This is a genomic window from Aeromonas diversa CDC 2478-85, assembly GCF_000819805.1.
Lineage (GTDB): Bacteria > Pseudomonadota > Gammaproteobacteria > Enterobacterales > Aeromonadaceae > Aeromonas > Aeromonas diversa.
This window is the reverse complement of the sequence record NZ_CDCE01000021.1, coordinates 17,127-41,727: the sequence shown is the minus strand read 5'-3', so window position 1 is coordinate 41,727 and position 24,601 is coordinate 17,127. Positions and strand designations below refer to the sequence as shown.

The following is a 24,601-nucleotide window of genomic DNA, read 5'->3' as shown; positions in this document are numbered from 1 at the left end:
CATCGAACTCATTGACATAAATGACGCCTTTTTCAAGCTCGGTTGATTATACGTGGCCTTGGCGAATAAGCAAACGAATTCTGCCCCGCATGTTGCGGGGCAGTTTTTTAGCAGCTTTCTGCTTCGAGTGCATTGACCAGCGCACGCAGGAAACGCGCGGCTTCGCCGCCGGTACACGCCCGGTGATCGAAGGTGACCGAAAGGGGCAACGCACGCACCGGCCGCGCCTCTCCGTGGACGAACACCACCTTCTCGAACAGCTTGCCGGCCCCGACTATGGTCACCTGGGGCGGCGTCACGATGGGACTGGCGTAGCGCCCGGCGATGGCGCCGAAGTTGGTGAGGGTGATGGTCGCCCCCTGCAGCATCTCGCGCGGCACGGCGCGGGCCTTCACGTCCGCTATCATGCGATCGAGCCCACTGCGCAGATCCGCCGTAGCGCGGTCGGCCACGTTTTCCATCACGGGCACATAGAGCCCGTGTTTGGAGTCAACCGCGATGGCCACGTTCACCTCGTCAAAGAGACGCCGGGTCAGGGTCTCCCCATCGAACCAGGCGTTCATCGACGGCTCGGCGCGGCACGCCACCCCGATCGCCTTGATGAGGCGCACCGTCACATCCTCGTCGTTGCGCCAGGCGCGCAGGTCCACTTCGTCTGTGATGGCCACCGGCACCACACTCTGGTGAGAGAGGGTCATCGCCTTGGCCATGGCGCGGCGGGCGCCCTTGAGGATCTCGTTGTGAGCGCCTTCCATCGCCTCGAACGCCTGCTGCACGTCCGCCTCGGTGACCAGCCCACCCGGGCCGCTGCCCCTGAGACTGTCGACGTCAACCCCCAGCTGCACGGCGAGCCGGCGCACCGCCGGCATGGCCTGGGTCAGGCTGCCACCGGCCGCGACGGCCCCGACGACGAAGTGATCTTCCAGCACCTGGCTGCTGCCGTGCACCTTGCCGACCACAGTGCCATCGTCTTCTCCTCCCTCGAACTCCACCAGGGGGGCGCCGATGTGCAATATGTCCCCCTCGTTGGCGCACAGGTTGGCGATGACGCCACTCACCGGCGAGGGCACGTCCACCAGCGCCTTGGCGGTCTCGACCGAGAGCAGCACCTGATCCACCTCGACCCGCTCACCGGCTTTTACTTTCCATTCGACGATCTCGGCTTCGGCCAGCCCTTCGCCCAGATCCGGTAACTTGAAGAATTTCATGTCCAGCTCTCCATGAGATTGCGCGCGGCGTCGACGATGTCCTGCTCGTCGATGAGGTAATAGGCTTCGTTGCGGTAGTAAGGCACGGCGGCGTCCACTCCGGTCAGCCGCTTGGGCGGCGCCTTGAGGACGGTCGCGGCCTCCTCGCACACCCGGGCAACGATCTCGGCGCCCACGCCGAAACTGCCGCACGCCTCGTGCACCACCAGCAGCCGCCCGGTCTTGCGCACCGAGGCGAGGATGGTGGCCATGTCGAGCGGCTTGATGGTGGCAAGATCGATCACCTCGCACTGGATATCCTGCTCGGCCAGCACGGCAGAGGCGCGCAGGATCTCCTGCAGGCAAGCCCCCCACCCCACGACCGTGATGTCGCGGCCCGGGCGCAGGGTGTAGCAGACATCCAGCGGCAAGCCGACCCCGTCGTCGTCTACCTGAGATTTGACCGAGCGGTAGATACGGTCAGGCTCGAAGAAGAGCACGGGATCCGGGCAGCGGATGGCCGAGAGCAGCAGGCCATAGGCACGCTTGGGGCTCGACGGGATCACCACCCTCAGCCCGGGGATGTGGGCAAACAGGGCCTCGATGCTCTCGCTGTGGTGCTCCGGCGAGTGGATGCCGGCCCCGTAAGGGGAGCGATAGACGATGGGGCAGGCGAGCCGGCCACGGGTGCGATTGCGCATGCGCGCCGCCTGGCAAATGATCTGCTCCATGCCCGGGAAGATGAAGCCCTGGAACTGGAATTCGGCCACGGGCTTGAGCCCCTGAGTGGCCATGCCGACCGCCACCCCGGCGATCAGCCCCTCGGCCAGCGGGGTGTCGATCACCCGCTTGAAGCCGAACTTGTCGCGAAGGCCCACAGTGGCACGAAACACCCCGCCGTTGACCCCCACGTCCTCACCGAGCACCACCACATCCGGATCGTGCTCCATCTCGTGATGCAGGGCCATGTTGACGGCCTCGAGAAGACTCACCTCACTCATGACCCGCCTCCATCCGCATGGCCTTGGCAATAATGCGCTCGCGCTGGGGCAGCAGATCGGCCGGCAGCTCGGCGTAGTGATAGTCGAGCATGGCCTCGGGCGGCTGGGCCTGCAGCGACTCGTAACGGGCGACCGCCTGCTCCACCTCGGCACTGGCCTCGGCCAGCAGGGCCTGCTCGGCCTCTTCGTCCCACCAACCCTGGGCTGCCATGTACTGGCGCAGCCGCTTGACCGGCTCCTTGCTCCAGGCGGCCTCGACTTCTCCGGCTTCCCGGTAGCGGGTGGCGTCGTCGGCGGTGGTGTGATCCCCGAGCCGGTAGCTCACCGCCTCGATCAGTGTCGGCCCCTTGCCACGGCGGGCGCGATCCACCGCGCGTTTGACCGCGTCATAGACGGCCACCACGTCGTTGCCGTCCACCTGCAGGCTGTGCACGCCGGCACCTATGCCCTTCTGAGCCAGGGTGGGCGCCGAAGATTGCAGCTTGCGCGGCACCGAGATGGCCCACTGGTTGTTGTTGATCACCATGACCATGGGCAAGTGCCAGACCCCGGCACAGTTGAGCCCCTCGAGAAAGTCCCCCTTGGAGGTGCCACCATCGCCGATGGAGACGACCGCCACCCGCGGCTGGTTGCGCAGCTTGAAGGCCGCCGCCACGCCACAGGCGTGAGTGATCTGGGTGGCGATGGGCACACAGATGGGGAGATCTTCGGACGGGGTGCCGTCACGGCGCACGAAATAGCTGCCGCGTTCGTCACCGCCCCAGTATTGCAGGTTCTTCTCCATGGCCACCCCACGCACATAGAGGGTGGGCATGTCGCGGTAATAGGGGACATAGACATCCTCTTCCCCCATCGCCAGGCCGACACCAACGCCGACCGCCTCCGCCCCCAGGTGAGAGGGGAAGGTGCCCAGCTTGCCGGTACGCTGCAGGGCGATTGCTTTCTTGTCATAGCTGCGCACCACCACCATGTTGCGGTAGAAGGTGCGTGCCAACGCCTTGTCCAGCCAGGTGGGCAAGTCTGCCACCGGGCGCCCTTCCTCATCGAGGTAACGCAGGAAGGGGATCTCGACATGGGTCATAACTGGCTCCTTGCCGTTCAAAACGTCACCGGTGCTGGTGACACCTCAAATGTAAATACCTTGTTAACAACAAAGCAAAGAGATTCGACCAGGTAAGACCAGTAGAAAGTTCTTTGAAGTCATTAAAGAAATGAATTTTTAACAATTAGATGAAGTCAATCCCGTAGATGGTGCACGCCAAACCGCCATCCCCCCTCAGTTTCTCCCCTCAATGTCCCACTGGAATCGTTTGACGCTATTGCATGCTCATCCGGAAACGATCAAGAATGATAATCGTTATCAACAAAGAAAAGGGATATTCAGTGTCTACCAGAATTCTGCCTCTGCATCCGGTCATGCTCGCTCTCCTCTCAACCCCCGTATTTTGTGCAACCTCGGCCAATGAAGTGATCACCGTCACGACCAAGGCCCATGACCTGCGTACGGCACCCGCCTCTATCTCGGTCATCACTGCCGATCAGATCATGGCGCAACCGGTCAACGACATCGCCGATGTGTTGCGTTACGAGGTCGGCATCCAGACGCAAACCGACACGAATGGCCGTAACACCATCGGGATCAGGGGAATGGGGAGCAAGTACACCCTGCTACTGGTCGACGGCAAGCGCATCTCATCGTCCAACGCGCTGTGGCGGGGCGGCAACTTCGACAATGCGCCGGTGCCACTGGGCATGATTGAACGCGTCGAGGTGATCCGCGGTCCCATGTCGGCCCTCTACGGCTCAGACGCCATCGGTGGGGTCATCAACATCATCACCAAGCAACCGGGTAAGACCTGGGGGGGCGCTGCCGATGCCGACTTCAAGGCTATCGAAGGCAAGGATGGGGGTGACCAATACAGAACGAATCTGGGGATTTCGGGTCCATTGACGGGATCCCTGCTGGTGCGGATGAACGGCGAGATCTTCGATCGCCAGGCATGGACCCCGCCCGAGGCAAATGAGGGTATCCCCCTGCTAGAGCGCAAAGAGACGGGCAACCTGGCCACCACCCTGACCTGGCTCATCGACGACGCCCAGCGGCTCGAGCTCGACTATCTCTATAACCAGGATCAACGTCCCCTTGCCGTCTTCAGCAATAGCACGGGTAAACGCCAGGGCAGCGAACAGCAAATCGACAGGAACATGGCGGGTCTAACCCACAGGGGAAACTGGGAGTGGGGTGCCACCACCCTGATGGCAAACTACGAGTACAACCGGATCGAAGATTTCAATACCAACTTCCAGGCCCCCCAACGCCGTCAGCTGGAAGAGAACACCCTCACCCTCACGGGCTACAGCAACATGACGCTGGCCGATCACGGCCTCACCTTGGGGCTGGAATACCTGGAGCGTGAACTGGTGGATCCGGTCAGCTACCGACAGGTCGGCGGTAGCGAGCGTCACGCACAGCAGGCCCTGTTTGCCCAAGACGAGATCCCATTCGGTGACGCCTTCACCCTGACGCTGGGGGCCCGCTACGACCATCACGAGATCTTTGGCGATCACCTCACGCCCCGCGGCTATCTGGTCTACGAGCTCAGCGATTCCCTGACCGTTAAAGGAGGGGTCAGCCAATCGTTCAAGGCCCCCTCCCCCCATCAATACTCACGGGGCTACGTCATGGAGAGCTGCCGCGGCCGCTGCAGTGTCTACGGCAACGAGACCCTTGAACCCGAGACCAGCACCAGCTATGAGCTGGGCCTATTGTTCGAAGAGGGAGCCTGGGAGACCGGCGCCACCCTCTATCACAACGACATCAAGGACATGATTGAAGCCTACCAACTCGACCCAAGCAACCGCTGGTCGGATAAGAGCTGGCGCAACGTCAACAAGGCGACGACCCAGGGGCTTGAGCTCACCGGCGAACTCGCGCTGCTGGAGACCCTCTCCCTGTCGGCTAACTACACCTATTCCAATGCCGAGCGGGAAAATGGCTCCCCCTTGTTCAATCGCCCCGACCACAAGGCCAATGCCAAGTTGACCTGGCAAGCCATGCCTCGACTCAGTGCCTTCGTGGCCACCCGCTACACCGGCACGCAGTTTGAAACGGCGTCGCTCAAGCTGCCCCATTATCAGACCGTCGATCTCGGTACCGGCTTCAAGCTCACCGACCAGATCGATCTGCGCCTGGGGATCACCAACCTGACCGATGTCCGCCTGCAAGAGAAGACCCAGGAGTTCTCATCGGTAGAGCCGGGCCGTAGCTACTACCTCAGCGGCTCCGCCCGCTTCTGACACCCCCTTCCTCTGAGTACGTCGGCTGCCGCGTCAACTCAGGCGGCCATCAACAGCAGAGCCAGTCACAAGCGACTGGCTCTGTTTCATGCATGGCGTATGTCCCTCAGGGCCACAGCCGGGTTGGCACCACCAGCAGCATGGTACGTTGCCCCACCGCCACCTTGGCGTTGGGGAAAACCACCGCCTCGCGCTCGGCCTCGACCTGATAGCGCAACTCCCCATCCTCGGCGAGCAGGAATCCCCGCGGGAACTCGGTGAAGTTCTCCACATCGTCGGCGAACAGAAAACGAAACGCCTCGCTGCGTTTATTGATCACCCGGGCGATGCGAAAGAACAGGAAGTCGTCGGCATGCCACGGCTCGAGCACCACCGCATCGCGGGTCACCAGCGCCTCCAGAGCCATTCTCGCCTCGATGAAACGGGTCATGTCGTTCTCGCCAAACGGACGCACCTTGCCCAGCTCCACGGTGAAACCGTGGGCACCAAACTCCCGGGTACTGAAGTAACTGAAGGTCGTGGTCGCCCCCTCCGAGAGCAGAAAGGTACGCACCCCGCAGGCACCGAGGAAACGCACCTGCTCCTGGCTGTACTCGCGCCCCTCCCCGAGGAAGGGGTAGACGGCAAACTTCTCGTGACGCGAGCCGCGAATGGCGGTGTGCAGGTCATAGTGACAACGATCGTCCCCGCTACCGGCGAAGAAACGGGCCACATATTGCTCGAGTCGCTTGGCACGCATCCGCTCTCGGTTACAAAGACCCGCGCCACGGCTGTGGGCGCCCGAGAAGAGGCGGTTCATGTTCTCCTCGATCTCGCGCACGCCGAGGTTCATGGCGGCCAGATTGCCGAAGATGAAGAGGGTGCGGTGGCGAGCTTGCAGCTCACCCGAGAGGAGGCGTCTTAGCAGATCGTTGCAGATCTCGATGGGGGCCGTCTCATTGCCGTGAATGCCGCTGGAGAGGACCAGAGCCTTGGCGCCGGGATTGGCGGGCTCGAGACAGAGGATGCCGGTGTCCCACACCTCGGCGCGATCGCCATTGGGCAGGGAGAAAGAGAAGGGCTCAAGCTGCCACTCATTGGCGCGGCTCAGGGCCAGAAAGTCGTGATCGGGGATCATGCTTACCTCACTGTACGCAACTTGGCCGATTATAGGGCCAGGCGCTGAGGCATCACAACTTATTCAAGAATATCAAACAGTAATGAAACAGAGCGACGAGGCATCCGTGCCCCGACCATCAACCACGCCAGAACGGCTTGGAGGTCTCCTGATAACGATCCGACTCGCACAGCCCGATGTCACGCAGCAGGTATTCCGGCATTTCGGCCAGCTGGCGGCGACTGCGGCTGCGCTCCAGCCAGGTCAGCAGGGTGTGTTTGATGCGGGCTACCACGGACTGCTCGCCCTTGTGCTCGTAACCGGCTTCGATATAGGTGATGTCAGCCATGATGATTCTCCTCGGTTTTGTTGCGGCAAAGTCTAGGAGAGGGCCTCATCTGTCTCAATTGACGAATTTTAATACAATCCATTAGTAAAACTAATGTGCCATCCCTGACTCGAAATGGCGGCAATTAATTGATATAAAAGGATTTTAATAAATCGCCGTCACCCATAAAATCCCATCAGGATTTTATGCTGGCGGCGCCATGGTTAACTATGCATCGAGCTACCGGAACCATGCATCTGTACCGTCACCCCGGCTCTCGGCTCTTTCCTCATTTCTACGGGTTATGTTAATGAAAAGAAAAGAAAACGATCTTTTTTTAACCGATGGATCCGACGAGTTACCCGCCACCTTCACCGCCGTGGCCCGTCTTCGAGCCCTGATGCACGAGCTGGAGGCGGCGCTGGCCGATCTGGCCGTGGAGCTTAAGCAGGCGCCCCTGAAACTGGCCAGAGTGCACCCGTTACCCGGGGTCGCGGCAGGGTGTGAAGAGGACCCCATCGAGCGCATCGAGGTAGACACCCAGGAAGGAGAAGCGGCGTGTGTCGCCGCCATCGCCGCCTTCGGCGAACACACCCTGCGCCCGGGCTGCTCGACCAAGTCCACCTTCCGCCTGCCGGGTCTGCTGCACTACCCGGCCGAGAGCGCGGTCGTGCTGACCCCGCTGATCGCGCGGATCAACCGCCTCAAGGTGTTGTTTCAAGAGGAAGTGCAGCAGGCGGGAGAGCGGGACGACAAGTTTCAGCTGGTCCATCAGGCCCTGCCTGGCACCATCACCCTGCAGGTCTATCGCCAGCTCCCGCTCTATTGCGGCGAGCTGCTCGCCATCGGCTTTACCTGGGCCGACAAGCAGGCGATCCGCAAGCTGAGTCGCCAGGAGGTGATCGCCATGCTCGAACGCAGCAAGGGGTATGTACCGGCGCTGATCGGCAAGGAGGAGTGGATTGGGAGGGTCGAGCGGGAGATTGTGGATGTGAGGCGGCTGCCCCCCGGCGCCGAGCTGAGAATTCGCCGCCCGGTCAAGACCCACCCCATGGCCAACCTGCGCTGGGGCGACAGGGAGAGCGCCAAACAGCAGGTGAAGGCGAGCCTGCCGCTCATCGTCTGCAGTGACGCCCCCCTCAAGGCCAAGCCGCTGGGACACTACCCGAACAAGCCGCGCCAGCCCCGCAACGACAGGCGCGGGGCAGAGCGGCTACTGATAGAACGACTGCACCTCTATGTGCGTGACGAGCCACGCCAGGGAGATGAATAGGCCGGCTTACCCCAGCAGCAGATTACGCAGGCTCTCGAGATCGAGCGGACTGGCCTGGGACTGGCCGCTCAGCAGGCTGTCGGCCAGGGCCCGCTTCTCGCTGTGCAGGGCCACTATCTTCTCTTCGACCGTCTGCTCGCACACCAACCGATAGACGGTCACCGGCTGGGTCTGCCCCATGCGGTGGGCCCGATCGCTCGCCTGATCCTCCACCGCCGGGTTCCACCAGGGATCGAGGTGCAGCACGGTATCGGCCTGGGTGAGGTTAAGCCCGGTGCCTCCCGCCTTGAGACTGATGAGAAACAGCGGCACCGACTCGCTTCTGAAACGCTCGATGGCGTGCTGACGCTCCTTCATGGAGCAGGCACCATCGAGGTAGCAATACTCCCAACCCCGCGCCTCGAGCCGACGGCGCAGCAGGGTGAGCAGATCCACAAACTGGCTGAACACCAGCACCCTGTGCCCCCCGTCGATCGCCTCCTCGAGCAGCGCCATCGCCTCGTCGAGCTTGCTGTTGGCCTCCTGCCACTCGGGCAGCAGCAGGCTCGGCGAACAGCAGAGGCGGCGCAGCCGGGTCAGTCCGCTGAGCACATGCATCAGGGTGCGCCCGTCGCTGCTCTGGATCTGCTGCACCACCTCGCGCCGGGTCGCCTCGTAGAGCTCACGCTCGGCCTGGGAGAGGGTGATGTGATGAACAATCTCGGTCTTCTCGGGCAGCTCGGCGAGCACCTCCTGCTTGAGGCGGCGCAACACGAAGGGGTGAATGACCGAGCGCAGTAGCGCCATGTGCTGGGGATCCCGGCTGGCACGGCCAAAGCGACGCTTGAAGTCACGCTGGCTGCCGAGCAGACCCGGATTGATGAAGGCAAACAGGCTCCACAGCTCACCCAGGTGGTTCTCCACCGGGGTACCGGAGAGGGCGAGTCTGAACGCCCCCTCCAACCGGGTCAGGATCTTGGCGCGCTGGGTGCCGGCATTCTTGATCTGCTGCGCCTCATCGATCACCAGGGAGGCCCAACTCACTCGCTCCAGGGCCTCTCCGAGGCTCGGCAACAGGCCATAGTTGATCAGTACCACCTGACCGGCGCGCGCCCCCTGCACCAGATGGGCACCACCCCAGGATTGATCCAGGGTGACTATCTCCAGCTCGGGGGCGAAGCGGGCGGCCTCCTCCTGCCAGTTGGTGAGCACCGACTTGGGCACCACCACCAGAGCCGGCCCCTCGGTGGCGCGCAGGCGCAGCAGGGTGAGCGCCTGCAGTGTCTTACCCAGCCCCATGTCATCGGCAAGGCAGGCACCAAAGCCATGGCTGGCGAGGGAGGCCATCCACTGTACCCCTTCCCGCTGATAGTCCCGCAGCGGGGTGAGCAAGGTAGCCGGGCACTCGGCCGGTTTGGACCATTCGCTTTGCAACTGCTCCCACGCCTCGTCCCCTTGAGTCGAGACCGCCGAGAGCAGACGCATCAGGGGATAGGCGAGTCGGCGACTGACCTTGAGGTCTTCATCGAGCATGGCGCCAAGCAGGGTGAGCCGCTCCGAGAGCTTGTCGCTGATGATGACGCTGGTCTGCTCGTCGAGCATGATGCTCTTCTGACCAGGGCGGAACTGGCGCAGCAAGAGCCGCAGATCGAGCACCTGGTGCTCGTCGAGGGCCACGCTCCCCTCTAGGGCAAACCACTCCTGGCGCTGCTCGATACGCAGGCTCAGGGTGGTGTCGTCCAAAGAGCGCAGGCGCTGGCTCTCCTCGTGCCAGAAGATGGGCACGCCATTGGCCACCCACTCGGGCAGGCGGGCGAGAAACTCGATGGCCGCCTCCTCTTCGAGCTGCCAGTTCAGACGCGGCATGTCGAGAGAGAGCCGCAGGCAGAGCTCACGCCAGGCAGCGCGCTCGGCGGCCAGATCCCGCTGCCAGTAGTCGTTGCCACGCACGTCACTGCGCACCACCGCATCCCCGTGGGCCAGCGGCAGTGCCGGGGTCTGCTCGCCCTGAGTGACGAAGGCCAGGTGCAGCACCCCCTTGCGCCAGTCGAGCTGCAGACCCGCCTGGCCGGGCCAGGGGATGAGCCTGGCATTACCGCCGAGGGTTGCGTCCTCACAGCACCAGTGCAGCCCCTCGAGGCGCCCGAGCGCCTCGGCCACCTGAGGCAGTTGCGCCGGCGGCCAGCTGCGCTCGGCGGGCAACCATTCGCGCAGAGACTCGGGCTGGCGCACCACCTGCCACAGATCCCCGGCCAGCGGCACTATGCTGGCACCGCTGCCCACCTCGGGGAAGAGTCGGGCCTGGCCGCCGGCAGTCAGATAGATGAGGGGCTGGGTCAGGGCCAGCTGCAGGCGCTGCCCCTGGGCGTTGTAGAGGTGAGGGTGGGCCGCCAGCTGCGTCCAGAACTCGTGGGACCAGTGACGGTCCTCCTTGCCATACTGGCGCAGCAGGGCCCAGTCCTCCTCCCCCAGCAGGGTTGGATACTGGGAGGAGACCAGCGCCAGATCAACCCGGCGACCGGCGGTCCACTCCCCCTTGACCCCCAGCTTCTGTACTCGGCACTCCAGGGTTGGCCCCTCCAGCAGCAGATTCCACACCAGCCGCTCCTTGACCTTGCTGGCACCGGCACTGCGTCCGAGCCCCTGCAACCAGTTGAGCCAACCGGCCGGCTTGAGCGGCTCGTCCTCATCCTGCCAGGTGTCGATCCCGGCCAGAGGGGCCGCGCTGACCGCACGCCCGGTGAGCAGGCGCAGCAGATCCTGGCACAATCCCATCAGGCGATGACGCGGCGGGGTGGCCAACAGCTCGTCGAGAGACCACTTGCGCAAGGCCTGCAGGGCCGAGCCACTCTCCCCATGACGACTCATGGCGCAGAGATCGATCCACAGATGCCCCCAGAAGACTTCGTCGGGAGGCAATTGCAGCATCTCGAACAGCCCTACCGTGTGGCGCTCTCCGTCCCACTGGCGCAGGGCATCTTGCAAGGCGGCCTGGTGACCACACTGGCGCAGCACGCTCTTGCGCTCGCTGGCGGCCAGGGCCGGATCGTGCTGTTGCAGGACACCGAGCCAGATCAGGGTCGATAAGAGCGGCTCACGAGGGCGTTGTGCGCCCAGTTGCACCCAGGCGCCCTGATCGAGCTCCTCCTGCTGCCAGCCCAGTGCAAGACTCGGCCAATGGGGCAGGATCTGGCCATCGGCCAGCCACCAGGACTCCTCCTCCAGCCAAAGCGACAACCGCGCCTGGGCCCCCTTGGCCAGGCGGCGACCATCCAGCTCGATGGGGCGGGCCTCCAGCAGTGCCTGCGCCGACCAATAGTCGATCATCAGCTGCTGCCAGGCAGGAGAGACCGTCTCGAGCAGGGTCATGGACTCGCTCTCGTCGAGCATCTCAAACAGGGCGTGAGGCAACTTGGCTGGCGGGTTGGCCTTGGCGTCGAGCAGTGCCGCGACCCACCCCAGTGCCTCAGGCCAGGTCGGGGCAGCCGCCGCCCCCTCGCGAATGGCCTGCAGCAGGGTCAGGGTACCGAGGGCAGAGATGGCCCAAACGCCCTCGCCCCGCTCGCGCACCAGATCGTCAAACACCAGCGCCTCCAGCGCCTGGGTACAGGCAGGAAAGAGGGCAACCAGACGGGTGGTAGAGAGGGGACGGCGAACCAGCAGGGTCGTCAGGATATCGTATTGCAAGGGGGAGAGGCGTGACACGAAACGGGATCCAGACTGCGTAAAAGGTCTGATTTTAGCGCCAAAGCCGCCGCGACTCGACCCTCTTGTCTGATAAAGAGCACAAAAAAAGCGAGGCCAGGGCTCACGCCTCCTGTTGGTCAGAGGCCGCCGCGGCCTTGGCCTGGGCCCGCGCCGCCTTCTGTTCGCTGCGCCGACGCTGGAAGAAGGCCGAGATCTGATGAGCACACTCCTGCGCCAGCACACCGCGGCTAACCGTCAGCCTGTGGTTATGGCGCGGGTCGGCCAGCAGGTTGAACACAGAGGTGTCGGCCCCGGTCTTGAGATCGCTTGCCCCATAGACCACCCTGGCAACCCGGCTGTGGATGAGGGCGCCGGCACACATGCAGCAAGGCTCCAGGGTGACAAACAACTCGGCCCCCACCAGACGGTAGTTGCCGACCCGCTCGCCGGCCGCCCGCAGGGCCATCACCTCCGCATGGGCGCAGGCATCGTGAGTGGTGATGGACTGATTCCAGCCCTCGCCAATCACCTCCTCCCCAAGCACCACCACGGCCCCGACGGGGACCTCGCCGATCGCCTCGGCACGAGTGGCCAACATCATAGCGTGACGCATCCACTGCTCGTCACGGCTCACTTCTTTCTCATTCATCGCGTGGGTAGGGCTCTGTGATGGGGTCGCGGGATTATGGCAAAAGCGGCTGAACAACCCAAGTTTTGAACGCGCTGACCAATAAAGAAGCAAACGGCATGACCTTGATAAAAAAGGACTTGCGCTCGAGAAGGGAGTCCTTTAGAGTTCGTCCCCGTCAGCAAGGCTGACCTCGTCGGCGTGTAGCGCAGCCAGGTAGCGCACTGTCATGGGGTGTCAGGGGTCGGAGGTTCAAATCCTCTCACGCCGACCATCATTCCCCCGAAAGGCCCTCTCGCAAGAGAGGGCCTTTTGTTTTATCCCACCTCGCCAGGTCAGGTGCTTTTTCATCCAGCACCGCTTGACTCTGCATTGTCGTCTCGCTATTGTGCGCGCTCTCACGCCGGAGCTGGCTCCCAGGGACGTGAATCGGTGGCAGGAATCCACCCCGCCGGCTTGCTTATCCACGATGACAAGGCAAGCTAAATGACCAACCCCCCTTTGCCCACCCTACCTCCTGATGAAGAGAGCGATCTCCAGGTGGTACGACTCGATGTTGTCGATCTGGCCGAGTCCGATGATGAATGACCCGCAACCCGGCACCAGGCCGGGTTGTTTTTTTGAACGTTCGACTGCCTTGAATGACAGAAATAAAAAAAACCGGTTCACAGCAGTGAACCGGTTCTTTCATTTTCAACATGGTGCGGAAGGAGGGACTTGAACCCACACGCCAAAGGCGCCAGAACCTAAATCTGGTGCGTCTACCAATTTCGCCACTTCCGCAGAGAAGGGCTGCCAAGCGCGAACGCGCCTTGCATAAATAGGATGGGGTGGCTGATGGGACTCGAACCCACGACAACCGGAATCACAATCCGGGACTCTACCAACTGAGCTACAACCACCACAGAGACGAATAAATGGCACGCCCTACAGGATTCGAACCTGTGACCCACGGCTTAGAAGGCCGTTGCTCTATCCAACTGAGCTAAGGGCGCACTGTTTTCATCGTTTCAGGCATTCCACCTGTATAAAGTGGTCGGTGATAGAGGATTCGAACCTCTGACCCTCTGGTCCCAAACCAGATGCGCTACCGGACTGCGCTAATCACCGATGCCGCTTGCCAGCATATCGACAGATGTCGTACCAAGCAACGGGCCGGCATCATACCCAAGCGTGAAAGCCAGCGTCAATGACTTTTTCCATCAATAAATTCAAGTGACTACTTCTTACACGCCGGGCGCTTGCCGGCTCAAAGCATCTGTCGGCGGGTCACAAAAAATGCGACAATGCGCCGCCCTTCTAATGACGGTGAGTTGAGGATTATGTCAGCCAAGATGATTGATGGAAAACTGGTGGCGCAAACGATTCGCAGCCAGGTGGCGGCCCGGGTCAAGGAGCGGGTGTTGCAGGGCAAACGGGCCCCGGGTCTGGCCGTCATCCTGGTGGGGAGCGATCCGGCCTCCCAGGTCTATGTCGGCAGCAAGCGACGCGCCTGTGAGGAAGTGGGCTTTGTCTCCCGCTCCTACGATCTCAGTGCCAATGCCACACAAGAGGAGCTGCTCGGTCTTATCGACCGCCTCAACAGCGACGGCGAGGTAGACGGTATCCTGGTGCAGTTGCCGCTGCCCGCCCACATGGACACCACCCTGGTGATCGAACGCATTCATCCCGACAAGGATGTGGACGGCTTCCATCCCTATAATGTGGGTCGCCTGGCTCAGCGCATTCCGGCCCTGCGCCCCTGCACCCCCAAGGGGATCATGACCCTTATCGAAACCACCGGCATCAGGACCCATGGTCTGCACGCCGTGGTGGTGGGCGCCTCCAACATCGTCGGTCGCCCCATGACCCTCGAGCTGCTGCTGGCCGGCTGCACCACCACCACCTGTCACCGTTTCACCCAGGATCTCGAGGCCCATGTGCGCCGTGCCGATCTGCTGGTGGTGGCCGTCGGCAAGCCCAACTTCATCCCGGGCGAGTGGGTCAAGCCGGGCGCCGTGGTGATCGACGTGGGGATCAACCGCCTGGCGGATGGTTCCCTGGTCGGTGATGTGGAGTTTGAAACCGCCCGCAGCCACGCCAGTTTCATCACCCCAGTGCCAGGTGGCGTCGGTCCCATGACGGTGGCCTCTCTCATCGAGAACACCCTCGAGGCCTGTGAGCAGTACCACGACTGAGGAGTGACCGGATGTCAGGCACCCATTTCGATCTCAACCTGTTTCGGGTCTTCAATGCGGTCATGACATCCGGCGGGGTCTCGGCGGCGGCAGAGCAGCTGGAGATGACCCCTGCCGCCATCAGCCAGGCCATTACCCGGCTCAGCAACCAGATAGGCGAGCCCCTGTTCGTACGGCAAGGGCGCGGGATTGTCCCTACCGCCCGCGCCCTCAGCCTGCATCGGGAAACGGCCGACTCCCTGCACACCATGGAGCGGGCCATCCGCCAGAGTGAGCAGTTCATTGCGGCCACCAGCCAGCGCTACTTTCGCATTGCCAGCCACCCTGACCTCGACATGATGCTGCTCCCCTCCCTGCTCAGGCAGTTGGCCGAGCAGGCCCCGCGTTGCCGCCTCGAGTCGGTCACCAGCATGCTCGATGAACCCTCCCGCCTGCAGGCGCTGCGCCTGCACAAGATCGATCTGGTCCTCACCAGTACACCTCATGAGGAGAAGGGTTTTTGCAACGAGCGGCTGCTCGCGTCCCCCACCCGAGTGGTCTGCCGTCGCGATCACCCCAGAATTGGCGATCACCTCGACATGGAGAGCTTCTTTGCCGAGGAGCATGTGGTGTGGGATGTGCGGCGCCGGGATGACTGGGTCGTCCGCTCTCTGGCCCACGGGGAACTGCCCCCGCGCAACATCGCCTACGAGAGCAACGCCCTCCTCTCGGCCCTGGTCATGGTCAGTCAGACCGACTGGCTCACCATCACCAGCAGCTGGCATCTGGCCCTGGTCAGCGATGCCCTCGCGCTCAAGGGATTTCCCATTCCCTGGCCGAGCGACGACTGCCCCCTCTACATGTGCTGGCACCAGTCCCAGGATCAGGATCCCGGGCTGAACTGGTTGCAGGCACAGATCCGCCGCCAGTGTCAGGCGATGCACCTCTCCTGATGGGGGAATACCGAAGTTAAGCTTGGGGGTCGTGGCCTCTAATTTAATCCACGCTTAATGGTCGTTTATCGGCCACCCGAATGATCCCCGCGCACCCTCTCCCTAGACTGGGCATCAACAACCCCGTCTGGAGATACCCCATGAAGATGTCACCCCTGGCCCTCACCCTGCTGACCCTCTCGCTTGGCCACGCCGTGGCTGCCCCTGCCACATCGGGCTCTGCCACCCCTCATACCGCTCAGTTTTTGGCATCGGTCGGCAAGACCCTGCCCAACGACAAGATCGACGACATCGCGTTTGCGGCCAAGGGGCTTATCGCCCAGGAGAAGGACCTGCTCATCAAGAATGCCGACGGCAAGGTGGTCTGGGAGCTCGGCTCCTATGACTTCCTGACCAAGGCCGGCCCCATCGCCTCCGTCCACCCCAGCCTGCAGCGTCAGGCCACCCTCAATCTCCTCCATGGCCTCTATGAAGTCACCGACGGCATCTACCAGGTGCGTGGCTATGATCTCGCCAACATCACCTTCGTGCGCGGCAAGAGTGGCTGGATTGTCTTCGACCCTCTGACCGTCCCCGAGACCTCTCGGGCGGCACTCAAGCTGGTCAACGAGCACCTGGGCGAGCGCCCTGTGGTGGCCGTCATCTACAGCCACCCCCATGCGGATCACTTTGGCGGGGTCAAGGGGATCGTCAGCCAGCAAGAGGTGGATGCCGGCAAGGTCCAGGTGATCGCACCGGAAGGCTTTACCGAACACGCCATCAGCGAAAACGTGCTGGCGGGCAACGCCATGTCGCGCCGCGCCACCTATCAGTACGGCAACGTGTTGCCCAAGAGCGCCACCGGCCAGGTGGATGCGGCCATCGGCAAGAGCGTGGCCCTGGGCGAGCTGACCCTGATCAAACCGACCAAGGAGATAGGTGCCGGCATCGAGGAGATCACCGTCGATGGCATCACCCTGGTGATGCAGAGCACGCCGGGCACAGAGGCACCGGTGGAGATGAACACCTGGCTACCCCAGTTCAAGACCTACTGGGCGGCCGAGAACACCGTGGGTGGCCTGCACAACATCTATACCCTGCGCGGCGCCCCGGTGCGCGATGCCAAGGGGTGGAGCAGCTACATCAACCAGTCGCTGCATATGTTCGGCAACCAGGCCGAGGTGCTGATGGCTTCTCACACCTGGCCGCGCTGGGGCAATGCCCAGATCGTCAGCTTCCTCGAGAAACAGCGTGACATGTACGGCTTCATCCACAACGAGGCCCTGCGTCTGGCCAACCACGGAGTGACCATCGACGAGATCCAGGATGAGTTCAAGGTGCCCGATGCCCTCTCCAAGGAGTGGTACAACCGCGGCTATCACGGCAGCTATCATCGCAACGCCAAGGCGGTGGTTAACCGCTACCTCGGTTACTCGGACATGAACCCGGCCAAGCTGCTCCCCCTGCCCCCCAAAGAGGCGGCCGTGCGCTATGTGGCGGCCATGGGTGGCATCGACAAGGTGGTGGCCGAAGGCAAGCGCGCCTTCGATAAAGGGGAGTACCGCTGGTGTGCCGAGGTGGTCAACCACGCGGTCTTTGCCGAGCCGACCAACGCCAAGGCCCGTCAGCAGCAGGCCAACTGCCTCGAGCAGCTGGGCTATCAGAGCGAATCGGCCGGCGAGCGTAACAGCTTCCTGATGGGGGCCTTCGAGCTGCGTAACGGCGTGCCGCAAGGGATCGCCACCAAGGGGGCCAGTGCCGACATGATTGCCGCCATGCCCGTCTCCGACTTCCTCGACTATGTGGCGGTGCGCATGGATGGCAACCGGGTGGCCAAAGAGGGCTATACCCTGAGCGCCAATCTGGTGCTCTCCGACACCAGGGAGGAGTACCAGCTCCGGGTGCAGAACGGTAACTTCAGCCACATCAAGGGCTACCGCGATGACAAGGCAGACGTCAACCTCACCCTCACGCGGGCCGATCTGACCGAGTTCATGCTGCAAAAGGCCAGCCTCAAGAGCCTGCATGAGCAGGGTCGCCTCACCCTGGTGGGCGACGAGCAGAAGCTGCGCAAGCTCGGCGGCTACCTCGATGACTTCGAGTTCTGGTTCAACATCGTCACCCCCAACGATCACAAGGGCCACAGCCACGGTCTGAGCGAGACCGGCGTCTCTCCCATCAACCGCTGATCCCCTCGAGCCCGCCCACCCGGGCGGGCTCTTTCGACTGTGAGTCAATCATGATGACAAGACACCCCTTACTGCTGCTCTGCCTGAGTGCCACACCGGCCTTGGCCGGCGGCCTCTCCCTTTACGAGACCGGCCCCCAGAACATGGGGCTGGCCAACGCCGGCGCGGCGGCCCGCGCCCAGGACGCCTCGACCCTGGCCAGCAACCCGGCCGGTATGAGTCGCCTCGAGGGCACCCAGATCCAGGTCAACGGTGGCTGGGTTCAGGGCCAGCTGGACGCCGCCGACGGCGGCAATGCGGTACAGACGGCTCCCCTCGGCAGCCTCTATCTGACCCATGAGTTCGATGAACGCTGGCATGGGGGCGTTGGCCTCTTTGGCAGCCATGGCCTTGGGCTCGAGTACTCGCCCAACTGGCAGGGGCGCTACCAAAGCCAGGAAGGTACCCTCACCGGTATCATGGCCACCGCTGCCCTCTCCTACCGCATCGATGAGCAGTGGTCGGTCGGCGCCAGCCTGCTCGCCTCTCATGGCACCGTCGAGGCGGCCAAGGCCGTCCGTCTGCCCGGTGGCGACGGCCAACTGACTTATGAAGAGGGTGACTGGGCCTATGGCTATATGCTTGGGGTTCTCTATGAGCCGAGCCAGGCCACCCGGCTCGGTCTGAGCTATACCTCTGAGCTTGAGTGGAGCCTGCAAGGGAAGGCCAGCCTCACCCCTTCCAGCCCATGGCAACCGGATAGGGGCCTCAATCAACTGGGGGTCAGTCTGGCCATGCCCCAGACCCTGACCTTGAGCCTCTATCAGCAGGTAAACGATCGCTGGGCCCTGCTGGCCAGCACCAACTGGCAGCAGTGGTCCCGCTTCGGGGAAGTGGATGTGGCCCTGCTCAGCGGCCGGGTGCAACAGACCCGGGATCTGAACTACCAGGACACCTGGCACCTGAGCCTGGGCACCCAGTTCCAGGCCACTGAGGCGCTGCAACTGAGCACCGGGATCGCCTACGACAGTTCCCCCGTCGAGGATGCCGATCGCAGTGCGGCACTGCCCCTCTCGGCGGCCTGGCGCCTGGGGTTGGGTGCCGATTACCGGCTCACCCCGACGACTCGCCTCAGCGCCGGCTACACCCTGGCCTGGCTGGGGGACATCCCCCTGAACGGGGGGGACTGGCACACCCGCTACGACAACAGCCGGCTCCATTTCGTCAATATCGGCATCAACCACCAGTTCTGACCAGGCCAAGGCGGTGTTCACCCGACGCGGCGGCGCCCCGCGGCATCGAGATCCCGATGGTGCCCCCCCTTAACGACCTGAGTTCACCCGCCTGTCACAGTGCCCCGGCAAGGTGGCGGCGTCGATTAAGCGCTTGTGTCAAATTTTCTTTCTGTAATGATGAAGTTAGCGCCTGACAGGAGATCAGGACTGGCTTGAAATGGAGACAATCAGAGATGGCACTGGACTACTTTGCCCTCGGGCTACTTTTCTTCGTGGCGATCGTGATGTTCTACGGCATCATCGTCATCCACGACATTCCCTACGAGATCGCCAAGCATCGCAATCATCCCCATCAGGATGCGATTCACGTGGCCGGCTGGGTGAGCCTGTTCACCCTGCATGTGCTGTGGCCCTTCCTCTGGATCTGGGCGACCCTCTACCGCGAAGACAGGGGCTGGGGCTTTGGCCAGCGCCTGCAGAAGGATGAAGAGACACTGGCCGCCCTGCAGGAGGAGATCGCCACCCTGCGCAGTCGCCTCGATGACATGACTCAGGCCAAGGGAGAATAATCATGGATCTGCTGCTCATTCTCACCTACACCGCCATCTGCGTCGCCGTCTTCAAGATCTTCCGCATCCCGCTCAACAAGTGGACAGTGCCGACCGCCGTCCTGGGGGGCGTGGCCATCATCGGCACCCTCATCATGTTGATGAACTACAACCACCCCTACTCTGAGATGGCCCGTAACTACTACGTCTCCACCCCCATAGTGCCCCTGGTCAAGGGACGGGTGACCGAGGTGGCGGTCAAACCGGATCAGCGGGTGCAAAAGGGTGACGTACTGTTTCGCATCGACGACGAGCCCTTCCGCCAGAAGGTTTCCAGCCTGGAGGCCCGCGTCAGCGCCAACCAGGAGCACGTCAAGTCCATCGAGGCGCGCCTGCGTTCGGCCAAGCTCGACCGGGACCGCGCCAGCGAACTGATGCGCCGCGGCATCGGCAAGCAGCGGGATCTGGATGTGAGCCAGGCCAACGTCGACGATCTGGCGGCCCAGCTCGATCAGCAGCAGGCCACCCTGGTCGATGTGCAGTCCCAGCTGCGCGAGGCCAACTACCAGCTCGAGCAGACCGTGGTCTATGCCCCGAGTAACGGTCATGTGGTCCAGCTCGCCCTGCGTCCGGGCATGATCGCCGCCCCCTTCATGTTCCGCCCCGTGATGACCTTCATCCACGAGGAGGAGAACGCCTACGTCGGCTGGTTCTGGCAAAACAGCATGCAGCGACTGGCGGTGGGCGATGAGGCCGAGGTGGTCATCGACGGCATCCCCGGCATGATCTTCAAGGGTGAGGTCGAGGCGGTCATTCCCGCCATCGCCGCCGGTAATGTGCAGGCCAACGCAGCCCTGCTGGATCAGAGCTCGGCGGTGCGTCCCGGTCGCCTGCCGGTTCGCATCAAGATCACCGATCCGCGCTGGCAGGAGTATCAGGTGATCGCCGGTGCCAGCGGCCAGGCCGCCATCTATACCCAGCACTTCCATCACGTCTCCGTGATGCGCAAGGTGCTGCTGCGCATGGCCAGCTGGATGAACTACATCTTCCCCTTCCATTGACGCTCGCGGCGGCAGGCTCTCGTCTGCCGCCTCTTTCCCCACTGTCTCGCGTCGATAACCCCTTCGCCGCTGCTTCCCCTGCTACCCGCTTGGCCTATAATGGCCCCCCTGTTTTCCAGCCCGAGCGGTGCGCATGTTTACCCTACGCCCCTATCAGCAAGACGCGGTCGATGCCGTGATCCGTCACTTTCGCCGTCACCAGGACCCCGCCGTGGTGGTGCTGCCGACCGGCGCCGGCAAGAGCCTGGTGATCGCCGAGCTGGCCCGCAAGGCGCGTGGCCGGGTGCTGGTGCTGGCCCACGTCAAGGAGCTGGTGGAGCAGAACCACGCCAAGTACGAGGCCTGGGGTTTGCAGGCCGACATCTTCGCCGCCGGGCTCTCGCGCAAGGAGTCGAGCGCCCAGGTGGTGTTTGGCTCGGTGCAGTCGGTGGCGCGCAACCTGGAGTCCTTCGACGGGGCGTTTTCGCTGCTCATCATCGACGAGTGCCATCGGGTGTCGCTGGACGATGACAGCCAGTACCACCAGGTGATCGCTCACCTGCGCACGGCCAACCCGGACCTCAAGATCCTCGGCCTCACCGCCACCCCCTATCGCATGGGGCTGGGGTGGATCTACCGGCGCCACTACCACGGCATGGTCAAGAGCCGTGGCGATCGCCTGTTTGGGGATTGCGTGTTCGAGCTCCCCTTGCGCTTTATGATCAAGCACGGCTACCTGACCCCGCCGCGTCTCATCGATGCCCCCATAGTCCACTACGACTTCAGCAAGCTGGCCGCTCGCCCGGGTGGCCTGTTCGACGACGCCGAGGTAAACCGCGAGCTCAAACGCCAGGCCCGGGTCACGCCCCATATCCTCGAGCAGATCAGGGAGTACGCGGCCGATCGCCAGGGGGTGATGATCTTCGCCGCCACCGTGGAGCACGCCCGCGAAATCGCCACCCGACTGGGCGAGGCCGGCGAGGCGGTGGCCCTGGTCACCGGCGACACCCCGGGGCCGGAGCGCGACGCGCTGATCAGTGCCTTCAAAGCGCGCGAGCTCAAATACCTCGTCAACGTCTCAGTGCTCACCACCGGCTTTGACGCCCCTCACGTGGATCTCATCGCCCTGCTGCGCCCCACCGATTCGGTCTCCCTCTATCAGCAGATCGTCGGTCGTGGCCTGCGCCTGGCCCCCGGCAAGACGGATTGTCTGGTGGTCGATTACGCCGGCAACAACATCAACCTGTTCGACCCCGAGGTGGGTGAGCCGCGTCCCAAGGGGGACAATGTGCCGGTGCAGGTGCTCTGCCCCGCCTGCGGCTTTGCCAATACCTTCTGGGGCAAGGTCGACGAGGAGGGCAAGGTCATCGAACACTATGGCCGGCGCTGCCAGGGCTTCCTGGAAGATGACGAAGGGACCCGCGAGGAGTGCGATTACCGTTTCCGCGCCAAGATTTGTCCCGGTTGCGGTGCGGAAAACGACATAGCCGCGCGCCGTTGCCACGCCTGCGATCAGGTGTTGGTCGACCCGGACGACCAGCTCAAGGCGGCCCTCAACCTCAAGGGGTGTATGGTGATCCGCTGCAGCGGCCTGTCGCTCGCCAAGGGGGTGGGCAAACAGGGGGAGCGGCTCGAGGTGACCTACCACGACGAGGACGGCACCACCCTCACCGACTACTACTCTTTCGCCACGCCGGCCGCGCGGCGCTTGTTTCAGCAGGTCTTTGTGCGTCATCATTGGCGCGCTCCCGGCCTGGAGCCCCAGTTCGCCACCCTGGATGCGGTGCTGGCCGCCGAGCCGCAATTTCGGCATCCCGACTTCGTGATTGCGCGTCAGTCGGGACGATTTTGGCAAATCAAAGAGAAAATTTTCGACTACCAGGGGCGCTACCGTACTGCCGACAGCGCCCGGGACGAGTAAGGATCCTGCATGCAGCGCTTTCTGATCGGGCTTTGCGCCCTCACCTCCGTCGCGGTTCAGGCCGCCCCGCTGACCCCCCCCAAGGGGGGCCACGCCGCCATCGCCGTGATGGGCGCCGGCGGCCTCGAGTATCAGCACAACCTCGACGATTTGATGACCCCGGCCTCCACCATGAAGGTGATCACCGCCCTGGCGGCGCGCCTGGAGCTGGGCGCCGACTTTCGCTTCGTCACCGAGATCCAGGCCAAACCGGGTGCCAAGAGCGGCGATACCCTCAATGGGGATCTCTGGATCAACTTCGTCGGTGACCCGACCCTAGGGCGCATGGACCTGCTGACCCTGTTCAAGGATCTCGGCATCACCCGCATCACCGGCAACGTCTTCGTCAACACCGGCGCCTATAACGGCTACGAGCGTGGCAACGGCTGGTCGTGGGGGGATCAGTCCCTCTGTTTCACCGCCCCGGTCGGCGCCGTCATCATCGACAAGAACTGCGCCTACGGCACCGTCACCGCCACCCAGATCGGCCGCCCCGCCAGCGCGAACAGCCCGGCCGGCGTGCCCATCAGCATCAGCGCCGAGAACGTGGACGTGATGACCTACGGCGACATGGCTCGCCAGTCCTGCTCCCTCGAGGTGGACATGGCCCGCGGCAACCACTATGACCTGCGCGGCTGTATCGCCCCGAGCAAGGATCCCCAGGGGCTGCGCTTTGCCATCTACGATCTGGAAGCCTGGGGCTGGGACAACATCCGCTGGGCCATGGACCGCGCCGGGATCAAGCACGACGGCGCCCTGCGCCTGACCCACCAGGCACCGGTTGGCGCCGAGACCCTGGCGAGCCACAGCTCCAAGGCCCTGCCTGAGTTGCTGTCACACATGCTCAAGCGATCCGACAACCTCTATGCCGACACCTTCCTCAAGACCGTCGGCCGTCACTACTACAACATGCCGGGCAGCTTCAGAAGCGGCACCAAGGCGGTGCGCGCCATCCTCGGCAAGGCCGGGATCCGGCTCGACAACGCCAGCCTGGCCGACGGCTCCGGCCTCTCTGCTCACAATCTGGTGAGCGCCCGCCAGATGCTGGAGGTGCTCGCCTACATTCAGCGCAACGATGCCACCCTGGACTTCATCCGCCTGCTCCCCTCCTCCCAGGTGGACGGCACCCTGGCCTGGCGCGGCTCGGTCACCGCCCCCTTCATGAAGAACCGGGTGCACGCCAAGACCGGTACCGTCACCGGCGCCTCCAACCTGGCCGGTTTCATCGATACCGCCAACGGGCAGCGCAAGGCCTTCGTGGTGTTCCAGAACTCCCTGTCGCTCGATCCTGCTACCCACGAGCGCTATCGCGCCAGCAAGGCGCGCTGGCCCTGGACCACCTTCGAGAAGGGGATCCTGGAGAGCATCTACCAGAACCAGTCGATTCAGATCGCCGAATAAGCGGATCGGATCTTTACGCTTCCCCACCGGGCCCACCACCGCTATGCTGGGCGGGCCCGATGAAATTGGAGAATCAACATGTTTGCAGTCATCTTCGGCCGTCCCGGCTGCCCCTATTGCGTTCGCGCCGAGCAGATCGCCGAGACCCTCAAGGCCCAGCGCGACGACTTCAACTTCCGCTATGTGGACATCCACGCCGAGGGGATCACCAAGGAAGACCTGGCCAAGAGCGCCGGCAAGCCGGTCAACACCGTGCCCCAGATCTTCCTCGACGAGGTGCACATCGGTGGCTGCACCGACTTTGAGGCCTATGCCAAGGCCAACCTGGGGCTCTACCAGGAGTAAGCACCCTTACGAAGCAAAAGCCCCGGTCATCTGACCGGGGCTTTTGCTATCTGGTGTCGTCCTGGCCGCTTACGCCAGGGTGGCGTCAAACCTGACCCGCGACTTGGAGATGAGGCTGTTGCAGTGGTTGCAGAAGTAGTCCACCGCGCCACACGCCTTGAGCCGCTCCAGGGGCTCACCACAGTCGGGGCAGAGGGGCTGGATCCGCACCAGACGTTGGCAGTGACCGCAGGTCACCTCCCGCCCCCGGGTGTCGATCCCCTCCCCGCAGCCGGGGCATTGTACCGTGCTCATCTTCTCTTCTCCTCAATGTAAACGGCCACCCCGAGGGGCGGCCGCT

The 24,601-nt window shown here is 63.3% G+C and carries 19 protein-coding genes and 5 tRNA genes; 12 read left to right on the top strand and 12 right to left on the bottom strand.

Annotated elements, in window-relative coordinates; all coding sequences use genetic code 11:
* Positions 1–107: 107 nt before the first annotated feature.
* Genes BN1121_RS07295 through pdhA form a run of 3 tightly spaced genes read right to left on the bottom strand, consistent with a single transcriptional unit; the run spans position 108 to position 3,269 of the window.
* Entirely contained in the window at positions 108–1,208 is a 1,101-nt protein-coding gene (locus tag BN1121_RS07295; protein WP_005353038.1) for a dihydrolipoamide acetyltransferase family protein, read from the bottom strand.
* Complete coding sequence (locus BN1121_RS07290) at positions 1,205–2,188, bottom strand: alpha-ketoacid dehydrogenase subunit beta (protein ID WP_005353036.1); 984 nt, start codon at positions 2,186–2,188, stop codon at positions 1,205–1,207. The genes BN1121_RS07295 and BN1121_RS07290 overlap by 4 nt, the downstream gene beginning before the upstream one ends.
* Positions 2,181–3,269 carry a pyruvate dehydrogenase (acetyl-transferring) E1 component subunit alpha gene (gene pdhA, locus BN1121_RS07285; protein WP_005353034.1) on the bottom strand — a complete coding sequence of 363 codons (1,089 nt, stop codon included), beginning with the start codon at positions 3,267–3,269 and terminating at the stop codon, positions 2,181–2,183. Before pdhA ends, BN1121_RS07290 begins: the two co-directional genes overlap by 8 nt.
* A gap of 302 nt (positions 3,270–3,571) precedes the next feature.
* On the opposite strand from pdhA, the gene BN1121_RS07280 reads away from it, so the two are divergent.
* Positions 3,572–5,485, top strand: a complete 1,914-nt coding sequence (locus tag BN1121_RS07280; protein ID WP_043157552.1) for a TonB-dependent receptor domain-containing protein — start codon at positions 3,572–3,574, stop codon at positions 5,483–5,485.
* Between the two features lie 106 nt (positions 5,486–5,591).
* On the opposite strand, the gene astE is transcribed toward BN1121_RS07280, so the two are convergent.
* Both astE and BN1121_RS07270 read right to left on the bottom strand, forming a co-directional pair.
* Complete coding sequence (gene astE / locus BN1121_RS07275; protein ID WP_005353031.1) at positions 5,592–6,602, bottom strand: succinylglutamate desuccinylase; 1,011 nt, start codon at positions 6,600–6,602, stop codon at positions 5,592–5,594.
* Between the two features lie 118 nt (positions 6,603–6,720).
* On the bottom strand, positions 6,721–6,930 hold the full coding sequence (locus BN1121_RS07270; RefSeq protein ID WP_005353027.1) for a DUF1127 domain-containing protein: 210 nt from the start codon (positions 6,928–6,930) through the stop codon (positions 6,721–6,723).
* Positions 6,931–7,219: 289 nt separating this feature from the next.
* Between BN1121_RS07270 and BN1121_RS07265 the strand changes: the two genes are divergently transcribed.
* Positions 7,220–8,182, top strand: coding sequence for a DNA replication terminus site-binding protein (locus tag BN1121_RS07265; RefSeq protein WP_005353015.1), 963 nt, complete (start codon positions 7,220–7,222; stop codon positions 8,180–8,182).
* A gap of 6 nt (positions 8,183–8,188) precedes the next feature.
* Here the strand turns inward: BN1121_RS07265 and BN1121_RS07260 are convergent, their stop codons facing one another.
* Together BN1121_RS07260 and tadA are read right to left on the bottom strand one after the other, a co-directional pair.
* Positions 8,189–11,866, bottom strand: a complete 3,678-nt coding sequence (locus BN1121_RS07260; RefSeq protein ID WP_043597519.1) for a DEAD/DEAH box helicase — start codon at positions 11,864–11,866, stop codon at positions 8,189–8,191.
* A 103-nt stretch (positions 11,867–11,969) separates the two neighbouring features.
* The gene (gene tadA / locus BN1121_RS07255) at positions 11,970–12,497 is read right to left on the bottom strand and encodes a tRNA adenosine(34) deaminase TadA (protein WP_005356050.1); all 528 of its coding nucleotides are present in this window, start codon (positions 12,495–12,497) and stop codon (positions 11,970–11,972) included.
* 176 nt (positions 12,498–12,673) lie between these two features.
* Here tadA and BN1121_RS07250 point away from each other — a divergent pair.
* A tRNA-Pro gene (locus BN1121_RS07250) sits at positions 12,674–12,750 on the top strand.
* A gap of 425 nt (positions 12,751–13,175) precedes the next feature.
* On the opposite strand, the gene BN1121_RS07245 is transcribed toward BN1121_RS07250, so the two are convergent.
* From BN1121_RS07245 to BN1121_RS07230, 4 genes are all read right to left on the bottom strand, one after another.
* Positions 13,176–13,259 (bottom strand) — tRNA-Leu (locus BN1121_RS07245).
* Positions 13,260–13,302: 43 nt separating this feature from the next.
* A tRNA-His gene (locus BN1121_RS07240) sits at positions 13,303–13,378 on the bottom strand.
* A gap of 16 nt (positions 13,379–13,394) precedes the next feature.
* Positions 13,395–13,471, bottom strand: a tRNA-Arg gene (locus tag BN1121_RS07235).
* 38 nt (positions 13,472–13,509) lie between these two features.
* A tRNA-Pro gene (locus tag BN1121_RS07230) sits at positions 13,510–13,586 on the bottom strand.
* A 212-nt stretch (positions 13,587–13,798) separates the two neighbouring features.
* Between BN1121_RS07230 and folD the strand changes: the two genes are divergently transcribed.
* The 9 genes from folD to BN1121_RS07185 all read left to right on the top strand — a co-directional run bounded on the left by folD (position 13,799) and on the right by BN1121_RS07185 (position 24,261).
* Positions 13,799–14,653, top strand: a complete 855-nt coding sequence (folD, locus tag BN1121_RS07225) for a bifunctional methylenetetrahydrofolate dehydrogenase/methenyltetrahydrofolate cyclohydrolase FolD (protein ID WP_005356048.1) — start codon at positions 13,799–13,801, stop codon at positions 14,651–14,653.
* Between the two features lie 11 nt (positions 14,654–14,664).
* Positions 14,665–15,585, top strand: a complete 921-nt coding sequence (locus tag BN1121_RS07220; RefSeq protein WP_005356047.1) for a LysR family transcriptional regulator — start codon at positions 14,665–14,667, stop codon at positions 15,583–15,585.
* A gap of 140 nt (positions 15,586–15,725) precedes the next feature.
* A complete protein-coding gene (locus BN1121_RS07215; RefSeq protein WP_005356046.1) occupies positions 15,726–17,753 on the top strand; it encodes an alkyl/aryl-sulfatase in 2,028 nt (675 codons plus the stop codon).
* A 50-nt stretch (positions 17,754–17,803) separates the two neighbouring features.
* Positions 17,804–18,985, top strand: a complete 1,182-nt coding sequence (locus BN1121_RS07210) for an OmpP1/FadL family transporter (protein ID WP_005356045.1) — start codon at positions 17,804–17,806, stop codon at positions 18,983–18,985.
* Positions 18,986–19,200: 215 nt separating this feature from the next.
* Positions 19,201–19,536 (top strand): DUF3302 domain-containing protein, encoded by a 336-nt coding sequence (locus BN1121_RS07205; protein WP_005356044.1) that lies wholly within the window; start codon positions 19,201–19,203, stop codon positions 19,534–19,536.
* Positions 19,537–19,538: 2 nt separating this feature from the next.
* Positions 19,539–20,576, top strand: a complete 1,038-nt coding sequence (locus tag BN1121_RS07200) for an HlyD family secretion protein (RefSeq protein WP_005356043.1) — start codon at positions 19,539–19,541, stop codon at positions 20,574–20,576.
* Positions 20,577–20,709: 133 nt separating this feature from the next.
* Positions 20,710–22,476 carry a DNA repair helicase RadD gene (gene radD, locus BN1121_RS07195; protein WP_005356038.1) on the top strand — a complete coding sequence of 589 codons (1,767 nt, stop codon included), beginning with the start codon at positions 20,710–20,712 and terminating at the stop codon, positions 22,474–22,476.
* 9 nt (positions 22,477–22,485) lie between these two features.
* Positions 22,486–23,916: a D-alanyl-D-alanine carboxypeptidase/D-alanyl-D-alanine endopeptidase gene (gene dacB, locus BN1121_RS07190; protein WP_043597514.1), complete on the top strand. Its 1,431-nt coding sequence runs from the start codon at positions 22,486–22,488 to the stop codon at positions 23,914–23,916.
* 78 nt (positions 23,917–23,994) lie between these two features.
* Complete coding sequence (locus BN1121_RS07185) at positions 23,995–24,261, top strand: GrxA family glutaredoxin (protein WP_005356030.1); 267 nt, start codon at positions 23,995–23,997, stop codon at positions 24,259–24,261.
* Positions 24,262–24,330: 69 nt separating this feature from the next.
* Here the strand turns inward: BN1121_RS07185 and BN1121_RS07180 are convergent, their stop codons facing one another.
* Positions 24,331–24,555, bottom strand: a complete 225-nt coding sequence (locus BN1121_RS07180) for a zinc ribbon domain-containing protein (protein ID WP_005356028.1) — start codon at positions 24,553–24,555, stop codon at positions 24,331–24,333.
* Positions 24,556–24,601: the final 46 nt, after the last annotated feature.